At 69.6% G+C, this 21,300-nt stretch carries 16 protein-coding genes; 5 read left to right on the plus strand and 11 right to left on the minus strand.

Annotation, left to right across the window (positions count from 1 at the left end):
* Positions 1–535: 535 nt before the first annotated feature.
* The 10 genes from ACWCRJ_RS37655 to ACWCRJ_RS37700 all read right to left on the minus strand — a co-directional run bounded on the left by ACWCRJ_RS37655 (position 536) and on the right by ACWCRJ_RS37700 (position 13,551).
* A complete protein-coding gene (locus ACWCRJ_RS37655; protein WP_450943501.1) occupies positions 536–712 on the minus strand; it encodes a hypothetical protein in 177 nt (58 codons plus the stop codon).
* Between the two features lie 52 nt (positions 713–764).
* Positions 765–2,723, minus strand: a complete 1,959-nt coding sequence (locus ACWCRJ_RS37660) for an amino acid transporter (protein WP_450943524.1) — start codon at positions 2,721–2,723, stop codon at positions 765–767.
* Between the two features lie 765 nt (positions 2,724–3,488).
* Positions 3,489–6,032, minus strand: a complete 2,544-nt coding sequence (locus tag ACWCRJ_RS37665) for an ATP-binding protein (RefSeq protein ID WP_450943502.1) — start codon at positions 6,030–6,032, stop codon at positions 3,489–3,491.
* Positions 6,033–6,077: 45 nt separating this feature from the next.
* A complete protein-coding gene (locus ACWCRJ_RS37670; protein ID WP_450943503.1) occupies positions 6,078–6,761 on the minus strand; it encodes a response regulator in 684 nt (227 codons plus the stop codon).
* 124 nt (positions 6,762–6,885) lie between these two features.
* Positions 6,886–7,557 carry a potassium-transporting ATPase subunit C gene (locus ACWCRJ_RS37675; protein ID WP_450943504.1) on the minus strand — a complete coding sequence of 224 codons (672 nt, stop codon included), beginning with the start codon at positions 7,555–7,557 and terminating at the stop codon, positions 6,886–6,888.
* A gap of 5 nt (positions 7,558–7,562) precedes the next feature.
* Positions 7,563–9,695 (minus strand): potassium-transporting ATPase subunit KdpB, encoded by a 2,133-nt coding sequence (gene kdpB, locus ACWCRJ_RS37680; RefSeq protein ID WP_450943505.1) that lies wholly within the window; start codon positions 9,693–9,695, stop codon positions 7,563–7,565.
* Positions 9,692–11,356 carry a potassium-transporting ATPase subunit KdpA gene (kdpA, locus tag ACWCRJ_RS37685; RefSeq protein ID WP_450943506.1) on the minus strand — a complete coding sequence of 555 codons (1,665 nt, stop codon included), beginning with the start codon at positions 11,354–11,356 and terminating at the stop codon, positions 9,692–9,694. Before kdpA ends, kdpB begins: the two co-directional genes overlap by 4 nt.
* An 8-nt stretch (positions 11,357–11,364) precedes the next feature.
* The gene (gene kdpF / locus ACWCRJ_RS37690; RefSeq protein WP_086749276.1) at positions 11,365–11,454 is read right to left on the minus strand and encodes a K(+)-transporting ATPase subunit F; all 90 of its coding nucleotides are present in this window, start codon (positions 11,452–11,454) and stop codon (positions 11,365–11,367) included.
* Positions 11,451–11,612 (minus strand): hypothetical protein, encoded by a 162-nt coding sequence (locus ACWCRJ_RS37695; RefSeq protein WP_450943507.1) that lies wholly within the window; start codon positions 11,610–11,612, stop codon positions 11,451–11,453. Before ACWCRJ_RS37695 ends, kdpF begins: the two co-directional genes overlap by 4 nt.
* A gap of 100 nt (positions 11,613–11,712) precedes the next feature.
* On the minus strand, positions 11,713–13,551 hold the full coding sequence (locus tag ACWCRJ_RS37700) for an APC family permease (RefSeq protein ID WP_450943508.1): 1,839 nt from the start codon (positions 13,549–13,551) through the stop codon (positions 11,713–11,715).
* Positions 13,552–14,096: 545 nt separating this feature from the next.
* Between ACWCRJ_RS37700 and ACWCRJ_RS37705 the strand changes: the two genes are divergently transcribed.
* Complete coding sequence (locus ACWCRJ_RS37705) at positions 14,097–14,345, plus strand: hypothetical protein (protein WP_450943509.1); 249 nt, start codon at positions 14,097–14,099, stop codon at positions 14,343–14,345.
* Positions 14,346–14,465: 120 nt separating this feature from the next.
* Here the strand turns inward: ACWCRJ_RS37705 and ACWCRJ_RS37710 are convergent, their stop codons facing one another.
* A complete protein-coding gene (locus tag ACWCRJ_RS37710; RefSeq protein ID WP_450943510.1) occupies positions 14,466–17,018 on the minus strand; it encodes an ATP-binding protein in 2,553 nt (850 codons plus the stop codon).
* Positions 17,019–17,574: 556 nt separating this feature from the next.
* Between ACWCRJ_RS37710 and ACWCRJ_RS37715 the strand changes: the two genes are divergently transcribed.
* The 4 genes from ACWCRJ_RS37715 (at position 17,575) to ACWCRJ_RS37730 (ending at position 21,177) form a co-directional block, all read left to right on the plus strand.
* Positions 17,575–19,530 carry an amino acid transporter gene (locus tag ACWCRJ_RS37715; RefSeq protein WP_450943511.1) on the plus strand — a complete coding sequence of 652 codons (1,956 nt, stop codon included), beginning with the start codon at positions 17,575–17,577 and terminating at the stop codon, positions 19,528–19,530.
* Between the two features lie 154 nt (positions 19,531–19,684).
* Complete coding sequence (locus ACWCRJ_RS37720) at positions 19,685–20,203, plus strand: hypothetical protein (RefSeq protein ID WP_450943512.1); 519 nt, start codon at positions 19,685–19,687, stop codon at positions 20,201–20,203.
* Positions 20,204–20,292: 89 nt separating this feature from the next.
* Positions 20,293–20,790: a GbsR/MarR family transcriptional regulator gene (locus ACWCRJ_RS37725; protein WP_450943513.1), complete on the plus strand. Its 498-nt coding sequence runs from the start codon at positions 20,293–20,295 to the stop codon at positions 20,788–20,790.
* A 24-nt stretch (positions 20,791–20,814) separates the two neighbouring features.
* The gene (locus tag ACWCRJ_RS37730; protein ID WP_450943514.1) at positions 20,815–21,177 is read left to right on the plus strand and encodes a hypothetical protein; all 363 of its coding nucleotides are present in this window, start codon (positions 20,815–20,817) and stop codon (positions 21,175–21,177) included.
* The last annotated feature ends 123 nt before the right edge of the window (positions 21,178–21,300 follow it).

Below are 21,300 nucleotides of genomic sequence, written 5' to 3' on the forward strand. Positions count from 1 at the left end.
CGCCGGCCGCTGTTGGTCGTTGAACCGGGCGGTCAAGCGAAGTGCACTGAGAGGCCCCGGGCGTCATCGCCCGGGGCTTCGTGCTGTCGGCGGTTCTCTCTGTCTGAACCTGGGCACGCCTGCAACGCGAGGTGCGACACGGGTGCCTGGATCCCCTTCCCGAGGCATCGCTGCAGTTCAGGAGTGAAACACGCGACGGTGTTTCACTGGCCGCGCTTCAGTGCCAGGGGCCAGCGCCGGGCTTGGTAAAAGCCCTGCGGCCCCGGGAGTCCGGCACTGCTCTGCCGGACGCGGTCTGCGACCTGTCAGCCCGGGGCCTGGGAGAACCTGCGTCGTCGAGTGGGGACTCACAGACATCGCCCCCGGCGAAACAGGGTGTTCCCCGCCCCGAGCGACAAGTGGTGTCAGCTCCCCAGCTCCCGCATACAAGACCAGCTCACTGACTCAACTCCTTGTGCCGAAGGGCCGCCTGTCCAAGGAAGCCGCCTCGCTGCCTTGACGTGACTGTGCCGACGTTCGCCCGGGCGGCCAGACTTCAGGGCCGGTAGATCATCTCGATGAGACCGGCCGCGATCAGAGCCCAGGCGGCGAGCCCCAGAAGCCACAGCGATTCGGTGAGGACTCCGGCGGTTCCCAGGGCGGCCACGAGCAAGAAAAGGGCGTACTGGATGCGCCGGAGACCGCGGTAGGGGTCGCCGGAATCCGTCCTCACGCCTGTTCCCTTTCGGTCGACGGTCCGCCGTAATCAGGCGGAGGAGACAGGCTCAGCCGCCGACGTGGATCCCGGGGCGGCGGTCGGGGTCGGGTTCGTTGCTGCGGATGATCTCGCGGGTGACCGGGGCGGTGTCACCGCGGCCGAGGAGGAAGTAACGGATCATGTGCACCAGGGGGCTGCCCTCGGCCCAGGCGAAGTAGCAGTGCGGCCGCACCCCGGTGGCGTCGCGCAGCGCGAGAAGGATGGCCGCGATGGCGTTGGGGGCCGCCGGCGCCGCAGCGCGCAGGATGCGGTAACCGTCGACTTCGACGCCGTGGACAGTGAGGGTTTCACTGAAGTCGGACGGGTCGACCACGTCGATCTCCAAAAAGAGCACGTCAGCGAGGCCCGGTACCGGATTGGTGCCGCGTTGCTCGCGCTCCTTGGCGCTGTACTCGGCTTCGTCGCCGGCCTCGCGGCGGTTGGCGATGATGTTGATGGATTCGTCGTGGGCGAGGGTGTCGGCGATGAAGCGGCGGGCGGCCTCGTCGAAGACGAGGCGGTCGGCACGCAGTTCGGTGGTGCGGGCGACGCGGGAGATGAGCGACACGATGATGATGCCCAGGATGAAGAAGCCGGAGATGGCGATGCCGTCGGGCTTGTCGATGATGTTGGCGCCCAGGGCGTAGAGCAGGACCGCGGTGAGCAGGGCGAAGCCGACGGTGGCCGCGCGCCGGCGGCTGCGTGCGACGAAGACAGTCACGGCGAAAGCTCCGGAGACCATCATCGCCAGGATCCCGGTGGCGTAGGCGCCGGCCTGGGCATCGACGTCGGCGTCGAAGGCGATGGTGATCAAGATGCATAGAGCCGTGTAGACGATGACCACCGGGCGCACCGCGCGTCCCCACTCGGGAGCCATGCCGTAGCCGGGCAGGTAGCGGGGAACGATGTTGATCAGCCCTGCCATGGCGGAAGCACCGGCGAACCACAGGATGAGGATGGTGCTGATGTCGTAGATGGTGCCGAACGCCTCACCGAAGTGTTCGTGGGCCAGCCATGCCAGCGCCCTGCCGTTGGCGGCACCGCCGGGCTCGAACTCTTTCTCCGGAATCAGGACGGTGGTCACGAAGCTGGCGGCCAGCAGGTAGACGCTCATGATCACAGCGGCCGTGGTCAGAAGCCGGCGGGTGTTGCGGATCCTTGAGCGCAGCCGCTGCTCGGCGTCGGCACCGTCGGCCGCTACGAGCGGCATCATGCTCACACCGGTCTCGAAGCCCGACAGGCCCAGCACCAGCAGAGGGAAGGCAAGCAACGCCGGACCGGCAAGGTCACCGAAGCCCCCTCCGCCGTCAACGAGCGCGTCGCTCCAGGCCGACAGCGCGCCGTCCGTCGTGAACACCTGGACCAGGCCCACAGCGATGACCACCGCGTTGAGCACCAGGAACACCGCGACCAGCGGGATGGCGACACTGACCGCCTCACTGAACCCGAGCAGGAAAACACCCCCCAGAACCAGCAGCAGCCCCACAGTCAGGGCGACCTCGTGACCGTGGAGTACGGAGGGGAAGAAGGGGTTCTCCACCACGTGCACGGAGGCGTCCGCCGTGGACAGTGTGATCGTGATGATCCACGAGGTGGCCACGAACCCGAGCAGGACCAGAACGAACAGCTTGCCCCACCAGAACGGCAGCAGATCCTCCAGCATGGCGACCGATCCCGCACCGTGCGGACTCTCCCTGGCCACCTTCCGGTACATCGGCAGCATCCCCAGCAACGTCAACGCCACAATCAGCAGCGTCGCCAGAGGCGACACGGCCCCCGCGGCCAAAGCGGCGATCGCCGGCACATAGGCCAGACTGGAGAAGTAGTCGACCCCGGTCAGGCACATCACCTTCCACCAGGAATGCGGCTCGGCATGACTCTCACCGGCCGCCGGCCCCACAGGCTGCACTTGATGCCGCAGCAGCCACCGCGCCGCCTTGCCTGTCGGCTGTGTCCGCAACGCGGGACTGTCCACAACCTCCGGCATTATCGGCCGGTCGGCACCACTCATATCCCCCATGACCTTCCCTGTCTGACCACCGAAACGGTCGCCACAGCCACCGCCCTGACGGCAACGCAACGATCACCGAGTATGCGGCCTCCCGGCGCCGGTACCCAGTACCAAGTCGCGTATGAGCCACCGGTGGTGGAATCGCGTGCAAGGAGGGGAACTGACCGAACCTCCACATGACGCGAAGAAACACCTTGGACGCCCGGGCTGCCGCAGCCGGTGAGGGCCACAGTCATGCTCGCCGTCAGCGCTCCGCGACATCGACCCCGCCGGACTGGCTGATCCAGTACGGCCTCCACCGCACCAACGTGAACGCCCGTGCACACCGGCGACTGCTGGGCGGCCAAGAACGGTTGATGCCGCCCTGCCACCAGGCACAGGCGACCGCGGCGCTGCGCCGGCAGGTGCCGCCGTGCCGAGGTTGTGGCGAGACTCCCGGACGGTGAGCTGGTTGCTCATCTGCCGCCGGAAGGTGTCGCACACGGGGTGGACGACGAGAAGCAGGTACAGGATCGTGGCGTTTTGCCCGTACTCGGTAGGCGCGGGCCTGGTCGGTGACCAGGGAGCCGGCCACCTGCAGCATGCCGGCGTGCCGACCGGCCTCCGATGACGGGGTGGAGCGCCTTCCCGCCGACCACGCGTGAAGTCGGGCCGTATCCGCTTGCACTCGGGGACGATAGCTCTGAGCGGCTCCAACGCCGTACTGGCCTGTACATGGCGGGATGGCGGATGTTGGATTCGCTAGGAGGTGGCGGTCGCCGGAAGGCCGGAGGGGAGCGGTCTGCGGTCGGACGCGGCCGGGACGGTGAGGACCATGGTGAGGCCGCCGCCGGGGGTGTCCTCGGCGTTGAGGGTGCCGCCCATGGCTTCGGCGAAGCCGCGGGCGACCGCGAGGCCGAGGCCGACGCCGGCGCCGCGCGGGGCGTCGCCGTAGCGCTGGAACGGCTCGAAGATACGGTCCTTGGCCTCGTCCGGGACGCCCGGGCCACGGTCCACCACCCGCACCTCCACCCGGTCGGCCATGGCGCTGGCAGCCACCAGGACGCGCTCGCCGGCGGGGCTGTACTTGACGGCGTTCTCGACCAGGTTGGCCACCGACCGCTCCAGCAGGCCCGGGTCGACGGCGACCATCGGCAAGGTCTCCGGGATGTCCAGGTCCACGCTGTCCTCGGGTACGCCGCCCAGGGCCATGGGCACCACCTCGTCGACGTCGATCTCGCGGATCAGCGGGGCAACGGTGCCGGTCTGGAGCCGGGACATGTCAAGCAGGTTGCCCACCAGGTGGTCGAGGCGGTCGGCGCCGTCCTCGATGGCCTCGAGGAGTTCGGCCTGGTCTTCCTCGGACCAGGCCACGTCGTGCGACCGCAGGGAGGAGACGGCGGCTTTGATCCCGGCGAGCGGGGTGCGCAGGTCGTGGCTGACGGCGGCGAGCAGGGCGGTGCGGATGCGGTTGCCCTCGGCGAGTTCCTTGGCCTGGTCGGCCTCCAACTGCAGGCGCTGGCGGTCCAGGACCACGGCGGCCTGGGCGGCGAACGCGGCGAGGATCCGGCGGTCTGAGGCGGGCAGCACTCTGCCGGACAGTGCGAGGGCCATGTGGTCGCCGACCGGCATGTCCACGTCCGCGTCCTCGGGGTGCTGGCAGGGCTGTGGGCCCACGCTGCCCGCGCAGGTCCACGGGGTCACGTCGCTTTCCCGCTCCAGCAGGGCGACCGACTGCATGCCGAAGGTCTCCCGCATCCGCTCCAGCAGGGCCTGAAGGCTGGTCTCGCCGCGCAGCACGCTGCCCGCCAGGAAGGAGAGGATCTCGGACTCGGCGCGCAGCCGGGCCGCCTGATGCGTACGCCGGGCGGCCAGGTCCACCACGGAGGCCACCGATACCGCCACGGCGAAGAAGACCACGAGGGCGACGATGTTCTTGGGGTCGGCGATGGTGAGGCGGTGCAGGGGCGGGGTGAAGTAGTAGTTCAGCAGAAACGACCCGAAGGCCGCCGAGGCCAGCGCCGGGAGCAGGCCGCCGAGCAGGGCCGCTGCCACGGTCAGTGTCAGGAACAGCAGCATGTCGTTGGCGAGACCGAGGTCGGCGTCGACGTTGGCCAGCAGCAGCGTCAGCAGCGCAGGGCCGGCCATCCCGGCCAGCCAGCCCGAAATGATCCGCGGACGGCCGAGCCGGGCACCTCGCGCGACCGGCAGCCCGCGGCCCTTGCCGGCCTCGTCGTGGGTGATCAGGTGGACGTCGAGGTCGGGGCCCGACTCCCGGGCGACCGTGGCGCCGACACCGGGCCCGAAGACGTACTGCCATCCTCTGCGCCGCGAGACGCCGAGGACTATCTGGGTGGCGTTGACCCCCCGCGCGAAGTCCAGCAGAGCCGAGGAGACGTCGTCGCCGATGACGTGGTGGAAGGTGCCGCCCAGGTCCTCCACCAGGGTGCGCTGGACGGCCAGCTCCTTGGGCGAGGCGTTGGTCAGTCCGTCGCTGCGGGCGATGTAGACGGCCAGCACCTCGCCGCCGGCGCCCTTCTCGGCGAGCCGGGCGGCCCGGCGGATCAGCGTGCTGCCCTCGGGTCCGCCGGTCAGACCGACCACGATCCGCTCGCGCGAGCCCCAGATCTTCGACACCCGGTGTTCGCTGCGGTACTCGGTCAGATACGCGTCGACCCGGTCGGCCACCCAGAGCAGCGCCAGCTCCCGCAGCGCGGTCAGATTGCCCGGGCGGAAGTAGTTGGACAGGGCCGCGTCGACCTTGTCGGCCTTGTAGATGTTGCCGTGCGCCATCCGTCGGCGCAGGGCCTGCGGCGACATGTCGACCAGCTCGATCTGGTCGGCGCGCCGGACGACCTCGTCGGGGACGGTCTCCTGCTGCCGCACCCCGGTGATCGACTCGACGGTGTCCCCGAGTGACTCCAGATGCTGGATGTTGACGGTCGATATGACGTCGATGCCGGCCGCGAGCAGTTCCTCGACGTCCTGCCAGCGCTTGGCGTTGCGGGAGCCGGGGATGTTGGTGTGGGCGAGTTCGTCGACGAGAGCCACCTGGGGGTGCCGGGCCAGGACCGCGTCGACGTCCATCTCGGTGAAGACGCTCCCCCGGTATTCCAGGTCCCTGCGGGGTATCTGCTCCAGGCCGTGGAGCATGACCTCGGTGCGGGGCCGGTTGTGGTGTTCCAGGAAGGCGACCACGCAGTCGGTGCCCCGCTCGACACGGCGGTGCGCCTCGGACAGCATCGCGTACGTCTTGCCGACGCCCGGTGCCGCGCCGAGGTATATCCGGAACTTGCCGCGTGCCATGGCCTCGCCTCTACGTCGTATGCGGTCAGAACGGCCGGGAGCGGGTCAGCTCTCGAAGCGGTAGCCCATGCCCGGTTCGGTGATCAGGTAGCGGGGGTGGGCCGGGTCCGCCTCCAGCTTGCGCCGCAGCTGGGCCATGTACACGCGCAGATAGTTGGTTTTGTTGCTCTGGGAAGCACCCCACACCTCCTGCAGCAGGCGCTTCTGCGTGATGAGCCGGCCGGGGTTGCAGACCAGGATCTCCAGCAGATGCCACTCGGTGGGAGTGAGGCGCACATCGCGGCCGGCACGGATGGCCTTCTTGGCCAGCAGATCGATGGTGAAGTCCTCCGTGGTGACCAGCGTCGTCTCAGGAGTGAGCGGCACGGCCTCCGTGCGGCGGACGGCAGCGCGCAGCCGGGCCAGGAGTTCGTCCATGCTGAACGGCTTGGTGATGTAGTCGTCGGCGCCCGCGTCGAGCGCGGCGATCTTCTCGTCGGAGGCCCGGCGGGCGGACAGCACCAGGATCGGCACCTTTGTCCAGCCGCGCAGGGCCTTGATGACGTCCGTGCCGTCCATGTCCGGCAGCCCCAGATCGAGGAGGACCACATCGGGCTGGCGGGCGGCTGCGAGCCGGAGCGCGGTGGCGCCGTCGGGGGCCGCGTCGACGCCGTACTGCCGTGCCTGCATGTTGATCACGAGCGCCCGTACGAGCTGGGGGTCGTCCTCCACGACCAGTACCCGGGTCATCGGTGTGCGCCTTTCCTGTTGCACGGAGAGCCAGAGGATGCGGAACCCAAGTCAGGGCCGCGGGAGTTGACGGATCGGGAATACCTCCGGGCCCGCCAACTCCCGCGTGCTGCGCGTAAGGCCATCAGCTCCTGGCCACGAGTTCCTTGAGCGCGATGTTGAGTTCCAGGACGTTGACCGTCGGCTCGCCCATGAAGCCCAGGATCCGGCCGTCGGTGTGCTCATCCACGAGTCTCTGGACCTGGGCGACGGACAGACCGTTCTGCTCGGCGATCCGGTGGACCTGGATGCCGGCGTACTCCGGGGAGATGTCCGGGTCCAGGCCGGAGCCCGAAGAGGTGACCGCGTCGGCGGGCACGTCGGACGCCTCGACCTTGTAGTCCGTGGTCGAGTTGTCCTTGATGACCGCCGCCTTGGCGTCCTTGACCCACTTGATCAGGTCGGCGTTGTCACCGGAACGGTTCGTCGCGCCGGACAGGATCAGTTTGTACTGGGTGTTGACGCTGTTGGTGCCCAGACCGTTCTGGGGGCGCCCCTGGAACCACTTCAGGTCGGGCTCCGGGGTCTCCTGGCCCTTGTCCAGCGGCAGGTTGTACGACTGCCCGATCAGCGATGAGCCGACGACCTGGCCTGTGTCGTCCTTGATCTCCGAGCCGTTCGCCTTGTCACTGAACAGCGCCTGGGCGAAGCCGGTGACGACGAGCGGGTAGACGACGCCCGTCACCAGGGTCAGGACGAGGAGGGCGCGCAGGCCCGCTCCGAACAGCCGGGCGGTGTTGATGACCGTATTTTTCATGGCGCTCAGCCGATTCCGGGGATGAGGGAGATGAGCATGTCGATGAGCTTGATGCCGATGAAGGGGGCGATCAGTCCGCCGAGTCCGTAGACGGTGAGGTTGCGGCGGAGCAGCTTATCCGCGCTCACCGGCCGGTACTGCACGCCCTTCAGGGAGAGCGGCACCAGCGCGATGATGATCAGCGCGTTGAAGATGACCGCGGAGAGGATCGCGGAGTCCGGCGAGGACAGGCCCATGATGTTGAGCTTGTCCAGGCCCGGGTAGACGGCCGCGAACAGCGCCGGGATGATCGCGAAGTACTTCGCGACGTCGTTGGCGATGGAGAACGTCGTCAACGCGCCCCGGGTGATCAGCAGTTGCTTGCCGATCTCGACGATCTCGATGAGCTTGGTGGGGTTGGAGTCGAGGTCGACCATGTTGCCGGCCTCCTTCGCGGCCGACGTGCCCGTGTTCATCGCGACGCCGACGTCCGCCTGGGCGAGCGCGGGCGCGTCGTTCGTGCCGTCACCGGTCATCGCGACGAGCTTGCCGCCCGCCTGCTCGCGCTTGATGAGGGCCATCTTGTCCTCGGGGGTGGCCTCGGCGAGGAAGCCGTCGACGCCGGCCTCCTCGGCGATCGCCTTGGCCGTCAGCGGGTTGTCACCCGTGATCATGACGGTCTTGATGCCCATGCGGCGCAGTTCGTCGAACCGCTCGCGCATGCCCTCCTTGACGACGTCCTTGAGGTGGATGACGCCCAGCACCCGGGCACCGTCGGTGTCCTCGATCGCGACGAGCAGCGGAGTGCCGCCCGCCTCGGAGATCCGGTCGGTCAGCTCCTGCGCGTCGCGCGCGACTTCACCGCCCTGTTCCGCTACCCAAGCGACGATGGAACCGGCCGCGCCCTTGCGGATCTTCCGGCCGTCGACGTCCACGCCCGACATCCGGGTCTGCGCGGTGAAGGCGATCCACTCGGCGCCGGTCAGCTCGCCCTGGTGGCGCTCGCGCAGACCGTACTTCTCCTTCGCCAGTACGACGATGGAGCGGCCCTCGGGCGTCTCGTCGGCCAGCGAGGAGAGCTGGGCGGCGTCCGCCACTTCGGCCTCGGTGGTGCCGGCCACCGGCACGAACTCGGACGCCTGACGGTTGCCGAGGGTGATCGTGCCGGTCTTGTCGAGCAGCAGCGTCGACACGTCACCGGCGGCCTCGACAGCGCGACCCGACATGGCGAGCACGTTGCGCTGGACCAGGCGGTCCATGCCCGCGATGCCGATCGCCGACAGGAGCGCGCCGATCGTCGTCGGAATCAGGCAGACCAGCAGGGCCACCAGCACGACCATCGTCAGATGGGTGCCCGCGTAGTCCGCGAACGGCGGCAGGGTCGCCACCGCCAGCAGAAACACGATCGTCAGCGACGCCAGCAGGATGTTCAGCGCGATCTCGTTCGGCGTCTTCTGCCGGGCCGCGCCCTCGACCAGGCTGATCATCCGGTCGATGAAGGTCTCACCGGGCTTTGTCGTGATCTTGATGACGATCCGGTCGGAGAGGACCTTCGTGCCGCCGGTGACGGCCGAGCGGTCACCGCCGGACTCCCGGATGACCGGGGCCGACTCACCGGTGATCGCCGACTCGTCCACGGAGGCGACGCCTTCAACGACGTCACCGTCGCCGGGGATGATGTCACCGGCCTCGCAGACGACCAGGTCACCGATCCGCAACTCGGTACCGGGGACACTCTCTTCGGAGTCCCCGGCGAGGCGGCGGGCCACAGTGTCGGTCTTGGCCTTGCGCAGGGTGTCGGCCTGCGCCTTGCCCCGCCCCTCGGCGACGGCCTCCGCCAGGTTGGCGAAGATCACCGTCAGCCAGAGCCAGGCACTGATGGTCCAGCCGAACCAGTCGGTCGGGTCCTTGAAGGAGAAGACGGTCGTCAGCACGGACCCGACCAGCACCACGAACATCACGGGCGACTTGACCATCACCCGGGGGTCGAGCTTGCGGCAGGCGTCCGGCAACGACTTCAGCAGCTGCTTGGGGTCGAAGAGGCCCGCTCCCACGCGGCCCTCGGCGGGCTTGTGCCCGGTGGGGACGTCGCTGTGCGGCGCCCGGGTCGGAGTGGCTGTGGACATCGCGTCCTCTTGCTTCGTTACGTCGGTGGTCATGACGCCAGCCCCTCGGCCAGCGGACCCAGCGCGAGCGCCGGGAAGTACGTCAGCCCGGTGATGATCAGGATCGCGCCCACCAGCAGCCCGGTGAACAGCGGCTTTTCGGTGCGCAGGGTGCCCGCGGTGGCCGGGACCGGCTTCTGCTCGGCGAGCGATCCGGCCAGCGCCAGCACGAACACCATGGGCAGGAAGCGGCCGAGCAGCATCGCGATGCCGAGCGTGCTGTTGAACCACTGCGTGTCGGCGTTCAGCCCGGCGAAGGCCGAGCCGTTGTTGTTGGACGCCGAGGTGTAGGCGTACAGGATCTCGGAGAACCCGTGCGCGCCGGAGTTCGTCATCGAGTCGCCCGGGGTGGGCAGGGCCATCGCCGCGGCGGTGAGGACGAGCACCAGTGCCGGGGTGATGAGGATGTAGCAGGCCGCGAACTTGATCTCGCGGGTGCCGATCTTCTTGCCCAGGTACTCGGGTGTCCGGCCGACCATCAGGCCGGCGATGAACACCGCGATGATCGCCATGATGAGCATGCCGTAGAGGCCGGAGCCGACACCGCCGGGCGCGATCTCACCCAGCTGCATGCCCAGCATCGTGATGCCGCCGCCGAGGCCGGTGAAAGAGGAGTGGAAGGAGTTCACCGCGCCGGTCGAGGTGAGCGTGGTCGCCACCGCGAAGATCGAGGAGGCGCCGACACCGAAGCGGTTCTCCTTGCCCTCCATGGCTCCGCCGGCGATCTCGAACGCCGGGCCGTGGTGGGCGAACTCGGTCCACATCATCAGGGCGGTGAACCCGAGCCAGATGGTGGCCATCGTGGCGAGGATCGCGTAGCCCTGCTTGATGGAGCCGACCATGACACCGAACGTGCGGGTCAGGGCGAACGGGATCACCAGCAGCAGGAAGATCTCGAAGAGGTTGGTGAAGGGGGTCGGGTTCTCGAACGGGTGGGCGGAGTTGGCGTTGAAGACGCCGCCGCCGTTGGTGCCGACCTCCTTGATGGCCTCCGTCGAGGCGACCGCACCGCCGTTCCACTGCTGGGAGCCGCCCATGAACTGGCCGACCTCGTGGATGCCGGAGAAGTTCTGGATGGCGCCGCAGGCGACCAGCACGATCGCCGCGACGAACGCGAGCGGCAGCAGGATGCGGGTCACCCCGCGCACCATGTCGGACCAGAAGTTGCCCAGCTCACCGGAGCGGGAGCGGGCGAAGCCGCGTACGAGCGCGACCGCCACCGCCATGCCCACGGCGGCCGAGACGAAGTTCTGCACGGCCAGCCCGCCGACCTGCACGACGTGGCCCATGGCCTGTTCGCCGTAGTACGACTGCCAGTTGGTGTTGGTGACGAAGGACGCGGCGGTGTTGAACGCCTGGTCCGCGTCGATGGAGGCGAAGCCCAGCGAACCGGGCAGCACGCCCTGCAGCCGCTGGAGGAGGTACAGGAACAGGACACCGACCGCCGAGAAGGCGAGCACGCCGCGCAGGTACGCGGGCCAACGCATCTCGGTGTCGGGGTTGGCGCCGATGCCCTTGTAGAGCCACTTCTCGACGCGCCAGTGCTTGTCGGAGGAGTAGACCTTGGCCATGTAGGTGCCGAGGGGGACGTAGGCGAGCGCCAGCGCCGCTATGAGGGCCAGCAACTGGAGCACGCCGGCGAGTACGGGACCCATGTCAGATCTCAGAACCTCTCCGGGAAGATCAGGGCGAGGACGAGATAACCCAGCAGGGAGACGGCCACGATCAGGCCGACGATGTTCTCGACGGTCACAGCTTCGTCACCCCCTTGGCGACCAGAGCCACCAGCGCGAACACGGCGATCGTGGTGACGACGAAGGCCAGATCGGCCATCGCGAACTCCTGGAGTGAGGTTCGGGAAGAACGGACAGATAGAGGAAACCGCGACTCTGGCCGGATTCGGTCGGCCATTGACGGCTCTCATACGGCGGCCCGCACACCTTTGACGGGATCCATACGTCCCTGGTCGTCATCGGTGGCACAGGTCACGTGACGGTGCGGAGCGGCCCGCTCACAGCAGCCGGAAGCGCAGCCGGCAGATCACCGCGTCGGTCTCGCGTCGTACGGCGTGCGCGACGACCGCGCCCCGCTGGTTCTGCAGCAGCCGCTGCCACAGCCGCTCGGGCTCGGCCTCCGGGATCAGGACGGTGACCCGCGTGGCCGGCTCCGCCGCCACCTCACGGACGTACGCGGCGATGGGGCGGCCCAGGCTGCGGCGCTCGGACGTCAGCCGGACCAGCGGCACCCCGGGGTCCCACTCCGCCCAGGCATGCTCCAGCGCGTGCAACTGGGCCCGGTCCTCGGGGTCGGGGTAGCAGACGGTGACGGCGCGGACCTCGTCGCCCAGTGAAACCGCCGCGGTCAGTGCCTCGGACGTCAGACGGGAGAGCGAGGAGACGGGCACGATCACCAGCGAACGGTCGCGGTGCGGGGCCTCGGGGACACGGCCCAGGCCCAGCCGCTCCCCGATGCGGGCGTAGGCGCGGTGCACGACGACGAACGCCGCCACCAGCAGCGGCAACGCCACCACGACCAGCCAGGCGCCCTCCTCGAACTTGGTCGCGGTGACGACGACGGCCGAGATGCCGGTCAGCAGCCCGCCGAAGCCGTTCAGCAGCGCCTTGCCCCGCCATCCCCGCCCGCGCTCGCTCCGCCAGTGCCGGACCATGCCCACCTGGGCGATGGTGAATCCGACGAAGACCCCGATGGCGAAGAGCGGCACGAGCGTGTTGGTGTCGCCGCCGGAGAACAGCAGCAGGGCCGCCGAGACCACGGCCAGGGCCAGTACGCCGTGCCGGTGGACCTGGCGGTCGGCCTTCAGGGCGAAGACGTGCGGGAGGTAGTTGTCACGGGCCAGCAGCTTCAGCAGCACGGGCAGCCCGCCGAAGGAGGTGTTGGCCGACAGGGCGAGCAGGATCATCGTGGCGAACTGGATTACATAGAACGCCCAGTTGTGGCCGAACGAGGCGTCGGCGAGCTGGGCGAGGACCGTGACTCCTTCGACCGGCTGGAGGTGGAAGCGGGAGATGAGGACGGACAGGCCGATCAGCATCACGCCGAGGACCGCGCCGAGGGCGACCTCGGCCCGCTGGGCCCGCTTGACGCGCGGTACACGGAAAGACGGAACGGCGTTGGCGAGGGCCTCGACACCGGTGAGCGCGCTGCACCCGGAGGCGAAAGCTTTCAGCAGGAGCAGCGCTCCCACGGTCGTCGCGTTGTCGGCGAGGACCGACGCGTGCCCGTCCGCGGTGGCCGTGCTGACCGGGGCGGACCGGAACAGACCGACGACGATCAGCACCAGGATCGAGCCGACGAACACCACGGTCGGCACGATGAACGCCTTCGCCGACTCCACGATGCCCCGCAGGTTCACGGCCGTGATCAGCGCCAGCACCACCAGGCACAGGACCAGCCGGTCGCCGTAGAGGGCGGGGAAGGCGGAGGTCAGCGCGGCCACGCCCGCCGTGACGGCGACGGCCACGTTCAGGACGTAGTCCAGGACCAGCGAGGCCGCCGCCACCAGGCTCGTGCGCGCACCCAGATGAGCCCTGGCGACCGCGTACGAGCCGCCGCCGTCCGGGAAGGCCGCGATCACCTGCCGGTACGAGGCGACCAGCACCGCCAGCAGACCCGCGATCGCCAGCGTCACCGGCAGGGTGAACCCGAGGCCGTGGGCACCGGCCGCGGCCAGCACGAGCACGATCGCCTCAGGGCCGTACGCCACCGACGCCATCGCGTCCAGCGAGAGGGCGGCAAGGCCCGTGACGGCGGTCAGCCGGTGGCGCTCGCCGGCATCGGGCGGCTCTTCGCCGGCAGGGGTCGCGCCCGGCTGGACAGTCAGGACGGACATCGGTGAGTGCTCCTTCTTCCTTCGGTCGCGCGAGAGTCTTCCCTCAGCCGAACGAGAGGCCGAGGTGGGCGCGGTGCACTCAGGGTGTGTCCCGTTCCGGCTCCGGCCGACCGCTCCTAGCGCGTTCTTCGCGCCGAACCGGCCGACTTTGACGAGGTCTTGACGACGGTGACGACACGGCGGTGTGACCCAGGTGACAGAGCCGTCAGAGTCACATCAAGAGGGAGACGAGCCCGCTCCGCCGCTCCCTACGGTCTCCGCCATGACCCCCCTCAACGGCACACACCAACATCTCGACACGGCTCACGACCTGCGCTGGGCGCGCGATGTGCGGGACTCGCTCCGCTGCGCCGGCGCGCTGCTCGGATTTCTCCTGCTCCTCGACCGGGGATCGGGCCGGTTGACGCTCTGGCGCGGCGCCCTGTGGTTCGGGCCTGGCGCTGCTGCTCCTGCTCGCGCTGTATCCCGCCCGGGTCCGCGCCGGTGAAGGCTGGCTCGCCTCGCGCCGACTACTGCGCGAACATCGCGTCCGTACCGATCTGCTGGTGTCCGTCCGCTGCCTGGACGGCGTGTCGCAACGACTCGTACTGCGGGACTCGGTCGGCGGCCGGATGGCGATCGACCCCGAAGTCCTCGTGCGGAACCCGCGGTTGTGGTCACATCTGGACGCGGGCGCCCGGAAGTCGGCAGCCGCCGGCACGCTGCTGTGCGGGGCGACCGCGTTGAGCCGCCTCTCCCGGCGCGTCGACCGCGAGACCGCCCACGCCGTCTTCAGGGCGTCCGACCTGAAGTAGCCGACTCAGGGCTCGGCAGGGCGGTTCGTGGTCATGGGTCGCGGTCATGGCGCGGTCACCCAGCGGCACGGGTCCGGAGTGCCGCCAGGCCCGGGGCGGCTCGAAGGCACGGTCCCCCTCTCACCTGGCGCCTCCGGCCGCTCCGCGCGGCTGCGGCTTCTCCGTCGGCTGCGGTGGCTCGTGCGTCGTGCCGTGTGCCACCTCGGTCAGGTCCGCGAAGGGCAGGGACACGACCATGGTCAGGCCGCCGCCGGGGGTGTCCTCGGGGGTGAGGGTGCCGTTCATGGCCTCGGTGAGGCCCCGGGCGAGGGCGAGTCCGAGGCCGAGGCCGGTGGTGTTGTCGGTGTCGCCGAGCCGCTGGAACGGTTCGAAGACGCGGTCCCGGTCCGCCGGTGGGAGACCGGGTCCCCGGTCCGCGACCCGCAGCTCGACCCGGCCCGCCAGGGCACTGGCGGTGACCAGCACCCGCCGGCCCGGCGGTGTGTGCCGGGCGGCGTTGCCGACGAGGTTGGCGACGACCCTCTCCAGCAGCGGCGGATCGGCCAGCACCGCCGGAATCTCCTCCACGTCCCGTGCCTCGGCCGCCGGCACGTCCGCCAGCGCCATCGGCAAAACCTCCTCCAGAGTGGTGGCCCGCAGGTTCAGCGTGAGGGCCCCGGCCTCCAGGCGGCTGAGGTCGAGGAGGTTCTCCACCAGACGGCTGAGCTTGGCCATCGACTCGTCGGCGGTGGCGAGGAGTTCGTCGCGGTCCTCCGCCGAGAACTCCACGTCCCGGCTGCGCAGCGAGGTCACGGCTGCCCAGCCGGCGGCGAGCGGGGTGCGCAGATCGTGGCCGACGGCCCGCAGCAGCGCCGTACGCATCCGGTCGGCGGCCTTCACGGGCTCCACCTCGGCCGCCGCCTCGGCCAGCCGGGCCCGCTCCACGGCCGACCCCACGTGCGCGGCGAACGCGGCGAGCACCCGCCGCTCGGAGGAGGACAGGGTGCGTCCGCGTACTACCAGGTAGGCGCCCGGTCCGGCGGGCACGGCCGTGGCCTCCTCGGCGTCGGACGGGTCGGCGTCGGGCGGGTCGTCGACGAGTTCCGCCGACTCCATGCCGAAGGTCTCGCGGGTGCGCTCCAGCAGTGCCGGGATGGTCGTGCCCCCGCGCACGATGCTGCCGGCCAGCGACGACATGGTCTCGGCCTCGGCGGTGGCCCGTGCCGAGCGGCGGGACAGACGCAGGGAGCGGTCGACGACGGCGGCCACCGTGGCGGCCACGACCGCGAACACGCCCAGGGCCAGCAGCGCGTTCGGGTCGTCCAGCGTGAAGGAGCCGATGGGCGGGACGAACCAGTAGTTCAGCAGCAGCGATGCCGTCACCGACGCGATCAGCGCCGACACGACTCCGCCGATGCAGGCCACGCCGACCACCGCGAGCAGGAACAGCAGCGCCTCACTGGTCAGGTTCAGCGTCCCGCGCAGTTGTGTCAGGGCGGCAGTCAGCAGCACCGGCAGTACGAGCCCCGCCACCGGCCCCGCTATGCGCCGGGCCCTGGACAGGGTGCGCCGCCGGGACGGCAGCAGCGTGCCACGCCCCGCCCGCTCGTGGGTGACCCGGTGGACGTCGATGTCGCCGGACAGCTCGGTCACGGTCTCCCCCGTGCCGGGACCGGTCAGGAACCGCTCCAGGCGGCCCCTGCGGCTGGTGCCCAGCACGAGCTGGGTGGCGTTCTCGGCCCGGGCGAACTCCACCAGCGTGGTGGCGATGTCGTCGCCGACGACCGAGTGGTAGCTGCCGCCGAGGTCCTCCACCAGCCTGCGCTGCCGGGCGAGCGAGGCGTGCGAGACCCCTGCCGCGAGCCCGTCACTGCGGGCCACGTGTACGGCCAGCAGCGCACCGCCGGCCGACCGGGCGGCGATCCGGGCGGCCCGCCGGATCAGGGTGTCGCCCTCCGGCCCGCCGGTCAACGCCACGACAACCCGCTCCCGGGTCTCCCACACACCGCCGATGGAGTGCTCGGCCCGATAGGTCTGCAGGGCTTCGTCGACACGGTCGGCCACCCACAGCAGCGCGAGCTGGCGCAGCGCGGTCAGATTGCCGGGCCGGAAGTAGTTGGCGAGGGCGGCGTCGACCTCCTCGGGCGCGTGGATGTTGCCGTGCGCCATACGGCGTCGCAGCCCCTCCGGCGGCATGTCCACCAGCTCGACCTGATGGGCCCGCCGCACAAGCTCGTCAGGCACCGTCTCATGCTGCGGCACCCCCGTGATCTTCTCGACGACATCGCTGAGGGACTCCAGGTGCTGGATGTTCAGCGCCGTGACAACGTCGATCCCGGCGGCGAGCAGTGCCTCGATGTCCTGCCACCGCTTGGGGTTGCGACCGTCACCCGGCACGTTGCTGTGCGCGAACTCGTCGACGATCGCCACCTGCGGGCGACGGGCCAGCACCGCGGCGAGATCCATCTCCTCGAACCGCGCGCCACGGTGTGCGCAGCGGGCGCGGGGGACGGCTTCCAGGCCGTCGAGCATCGCCTCCGTGCGCGGCCGGCCGTGGCACTCGGCGAACGCCACCACCACATCCGCCCCACGCTCGGCACGCCGCCGCCCCTCGTCGAGCATCCGGTAGGTCTTGCCCACTCCCGGGGCCGCCCCCAGGTAGACCTTCAGTCGTCCGGACCGTACGTCACTCATCGCCGCCGACGCGCTCCGCTCACTGGCTCAACTCCCTCAGGAGGCGGGTTACTTCTCCCCATGGGTCCCCACGGATCCCTACGGAACCGCTTCCGGGGAGGGAACGGGCGCGTGTTAGCGCTTCCTTGGCGCCTGGGCCGGGGACCTTGACACGGTCTTGACACCTCTGGGCCGGACAGGGCGAGCGGTGTTCCGGGAAATCCGGTCGGTGGGGAGCCAGGCGTGGCTCCCTCGAAGCCAACAGGGGACGGCACGGCTCCGGGCTCGGGGCACTTTCACGCAGGGGCGGCCTGGAAGCCGCGTACGGCATGACGCTGGGTGGCCGCCGTCGGCTTGCCCGCGTACCTCGCCCATACGGCCCAGCCTCCGTTCGTGCCGGGCAAACACCCTCGTCATGATGTGCTCCGGCGTTCTCACGGTAGGTCTTAACGGAAGCTTGACGCGCTCACGTGACCCATCCCATGGGCCCAGACGTCACGCTCTGCTTACGCTGACGCGGCCGTCCGCCGTGATGGCTCGAAACCCATCCTGAGCCGCACAACGGGAGAGCACGCCAATGGCCACCACCGAGCACCCACCGCCGAGCCGACTGCGGATCTGGATGCTTCAGGGCCTGTCCGACATGGGCAAGCCCGGCGGCCACAAGGGTCCGCACGCCGAACCGGAACCGCCGCACAAGGGCCAGCGCTGGTGGCGGGTGATGTGCCTGACCGGCGTCGACTACTTCTCCACCCTCGGCTACCAGCCCGGCATCGCCGCCCTCGCAGCCGGCCTCCTCTCCCCGATCGCGACCATCGTGCTTGTCATCGTCACCCTGGCCGGCGCCCTGCCGGTCTATCGCCGGGTGGCCGAGGAGAGCCCCCACGGCCAGGGCTCGATCTCCATGCTGGAACGCCTGCTGACCTTCTGGAAGGGCAAGCTCTTCGTCCTCACCCTGCTGGGCTTCGCGGCGACCGACTTCCTCATCACGATCACCCTCTCCGCCGCGGACGCCTCCACCCACCTCGTGGAGAACCCCCACCTGTCCGAGGCTCTGCACGACAAGCAGCTCCTGATCACCCTGATCCTGATCGCCCTGCTCGGCGCGGTCTTCCTCAAGGGCTTCCTGGAGGCGATCGGCGTCGCGGTGGTCCTGGTGGGCGCCTACCTCGCCCTGAACGTCGTGGTCGTCGTCGTCGGCCTGGGGCACGTGATCACCGAGGGCCACGTGATCACCGACTGGTCGACCGCGCTGACCGCCGAACACGGCAACGTCTTCGTCATGGTCGGCGTGGCACTGATCGTCTTCCCCAAGCTCGCGCTCGGCCTCTCCGGCTTCGAGACCGGTGTCGCCGTCATGCCCCATGTGCAGGGCGACGAGGGCGACACGGAGGAGAACCCCAAGGGCCGCATCCGGGACACGAAGAAGCTGCTCACCGCCGCCGCCGTCATCATGAGCGTCTTCCTGGTCACCACCAGCTTCATCACCACCCTCCTCATCCCGGAGAAGGAGTTCGAGAACGGCGGCGACGCCAACGGCCGCGCACTCGCCTACCTGGCACACGAGTACCTGGGCAGCGCCTTCGGCACCCTCTACGACGTCTCGACGATCGCCATCCTCTGGTTCGCCGGCGCCTCCGCGATGGCCGGCCTGCTCAACCTGATGCCCCGCTACCTCCCCCGCTACGGCATGGCCCCCCACTGGGCCCGCGCGGTCCGCCCCATGGTCATCGTCTTCACCCTCGTCGGCTTCCTCGTCACCTGGATCTTCGACGCCAACGTCGACGCCCAGGGCGGCGCCTACGCGACAGGTGTCCTGGTCCTGATCAGCTCGGCGGCGATCGCGGTGACGATAGCGGCACACAAGGCCGGCCAGCGGAACTGGAGGATCGGCTTCGGAGTGATCTCGGCGGTGTTCCTGTACACCACCGTCCTCAACGTCATCGAACGCCCCGACGGCGTGAAGATCGGCGCCTGCTTCATCGCGGGCATCATCCTCGTCTCCCTCCTCTCCCGCCTCGCCCGGGCCTTCGAACTCCGCGTCACCAGCGTCGAACTGGACGACATGGCGGAACGATTCGTCCGTGACATGTCCCACCGCCGCATCCGCTTCATCGCCAACGAGCCCGACCAGCGCGACAAGGCCGAGTACCGCGACAAGATCGAGCAGATCCGGCAGGACAACGACATGCCGGAACAGGAGGACTTCGTCTTCGTCGAGGTGACGGTCACAGACCCCTCCGAGTTCGAGGCGGGCCTGACCGTACGCGGCGAGGTCCTGCACGACCGCTACCGGGTCCTGACCCTGGAGTCCTCCTCCGTCCCCAACTCCCTCGCCGCCCTCCTCCTCCACGTCCGCGACGCCACGGGCCGCACCCCGCACATCTACTTCGAGTGGACCGAGGGCAACCCCTTCGCCAACTTCCTCCGCTTCCTCCTCTTCGGCCAGGGCGAAGTCGCCCCGGTCACCCGCGAGGTCCTGCGCGAGGCCGAACCGGACCGCGCCCGCCGCCCCCGCGTCCACACCGGCTGACACCGGCGCGCCCTCTCAGCCCTCTCTCAGCCCCCTCAAGCCCGTCAAGATCTCGCCAGGACCCCGCCAGGACCCCGTCAGGATTCACCCGTACGCCGTCAGAATCCCGTCAGCGGCAGTCGCCGGCCCCGTCCGGCCGCCTAGCGTCGGCGGCATGCAGCGGAACAGACCTCCGAGCCCGGCCGGTGACCGCCACTGGCGCGGCAGCGCCCGGTTCGCGACGACCTGCGCCCTGCTGTTCTGCGCCATGTCCCTGCTGGTCGACTGGGACGCGGGAAGCCTGACACTCCCCCGCGCCCTGTTGTGGATCACCCTGTCCGCCGCCGTCCTGATCGTCCTGGTGCCACCCCGGGTGACCGCGGGCCCGGGCCGGCTGACGGTCAGCGACCCCTGGCGCGAGCACACGGTATGTACGGACGCCTTGGTGGCAGCACTCCAGTACGGGGTGGTCTCCTCCCGCCTGGTCCTGCGCGACACCCACGGCCACCGCCTAGAAGTCGACCCTGACGTCCTTGCCGCCAACCCGCTGATCTGGCACGAACTCGACACCGGCGTCCGCCGCTCCGTCGAACGTGGCACGCTCCTCCAAGGCGCGGGCGTCCTGGAGCAGCTCAGGCACCGGATCGACGGCGAGACCACGCGAGCGGTCCTGAGGGCCTCCGGCCTCTCCTGACCGGCCGCTCCTGACCGGCCGCTCCTGACCCTTCGACTGAGATAACACAAATAATTGTCATCTCGGTTGAAAGTGATACCTTCGAAAGCGTGCCGAACGACGCCCAACTGCTCTTCGCCGACCACGTCGGCCGCTTCTACGCCCGCCAGTACGGCTTCCCACCCATGGCCGGACGCCTGCTGGGCCACCTGTTCGTCTGCGATCCGCCGCAACAATCGATCGACGAGCTGGGCGAAGCACTGCTGGCGAGCCGCAGCGCCATCACGGGCGCGGTCAAACTGCTGGAGAACTTCGGGATGGCCCGGCGCACCCGCACCGCCGGTGAGCGCATGGACCGGGTGAGCCTGAACCCGGACAGCCGGCAGCCGCAGAACTTCGACGCCGCCCTCCACCAGGAACACGCCGCGCTGTTCCGGGAGGGCCTGGCACTCCTCGCCGACGCTCCGCCGGAGCGCCGTGCCCCGCTGGAGGAGATGGTCGCGCTGGCCGACTTCCTCGCCGAACGCCTGCCCCGACTGGTCGACGAGTGGCAGGCACACCGCGACGGACTGCGCGCCTCGGGACAACTGGCCGACCCCTGCGAATAGCCCCGCACAGAGAGGTTGTCCCTGATGACCAAGCATGACCCGACCACCCTGTCGGCCCTCTCCGCCCTACGGGAGCGGGCAGAGCACGGCGACCACAACGCGGTCGACGAACTGATCGAGCTGGCCTCCGAACTCGGCGACCTGAACGAACTGCGCCGCCTCGCGGACGCGGGCAACTCCGACGCGGCCGATGAGCTCATCCAGCTCGCCGCAGAACAAGGCGACCTCGGAGAACTTCGGCGCCTCTCGGACGGCGGCAACGCCACAGCCACCGACCAGCTGATCGAACTCTCCACCGAACAGGACAACCTTGACGAGCTACGACGCCTCGCCGACCGGGGCAACGCCACCGCGGCCGAACAACTCGCGGAACTGACCGCCGAGTGACCGCCGAGTGACCGCCGACTGACGGCCCCCGCCGATCGCGGCCTCTCCGAGGACGGTGACCGCGCCGGACACCATGAGCAGACCGGCCGGTGTGCCCACCAGCACATTCCGCTCCGGGTACCT

The organism is Streptomyces sp. NPDC002324 (assembly GCF_053593335.1).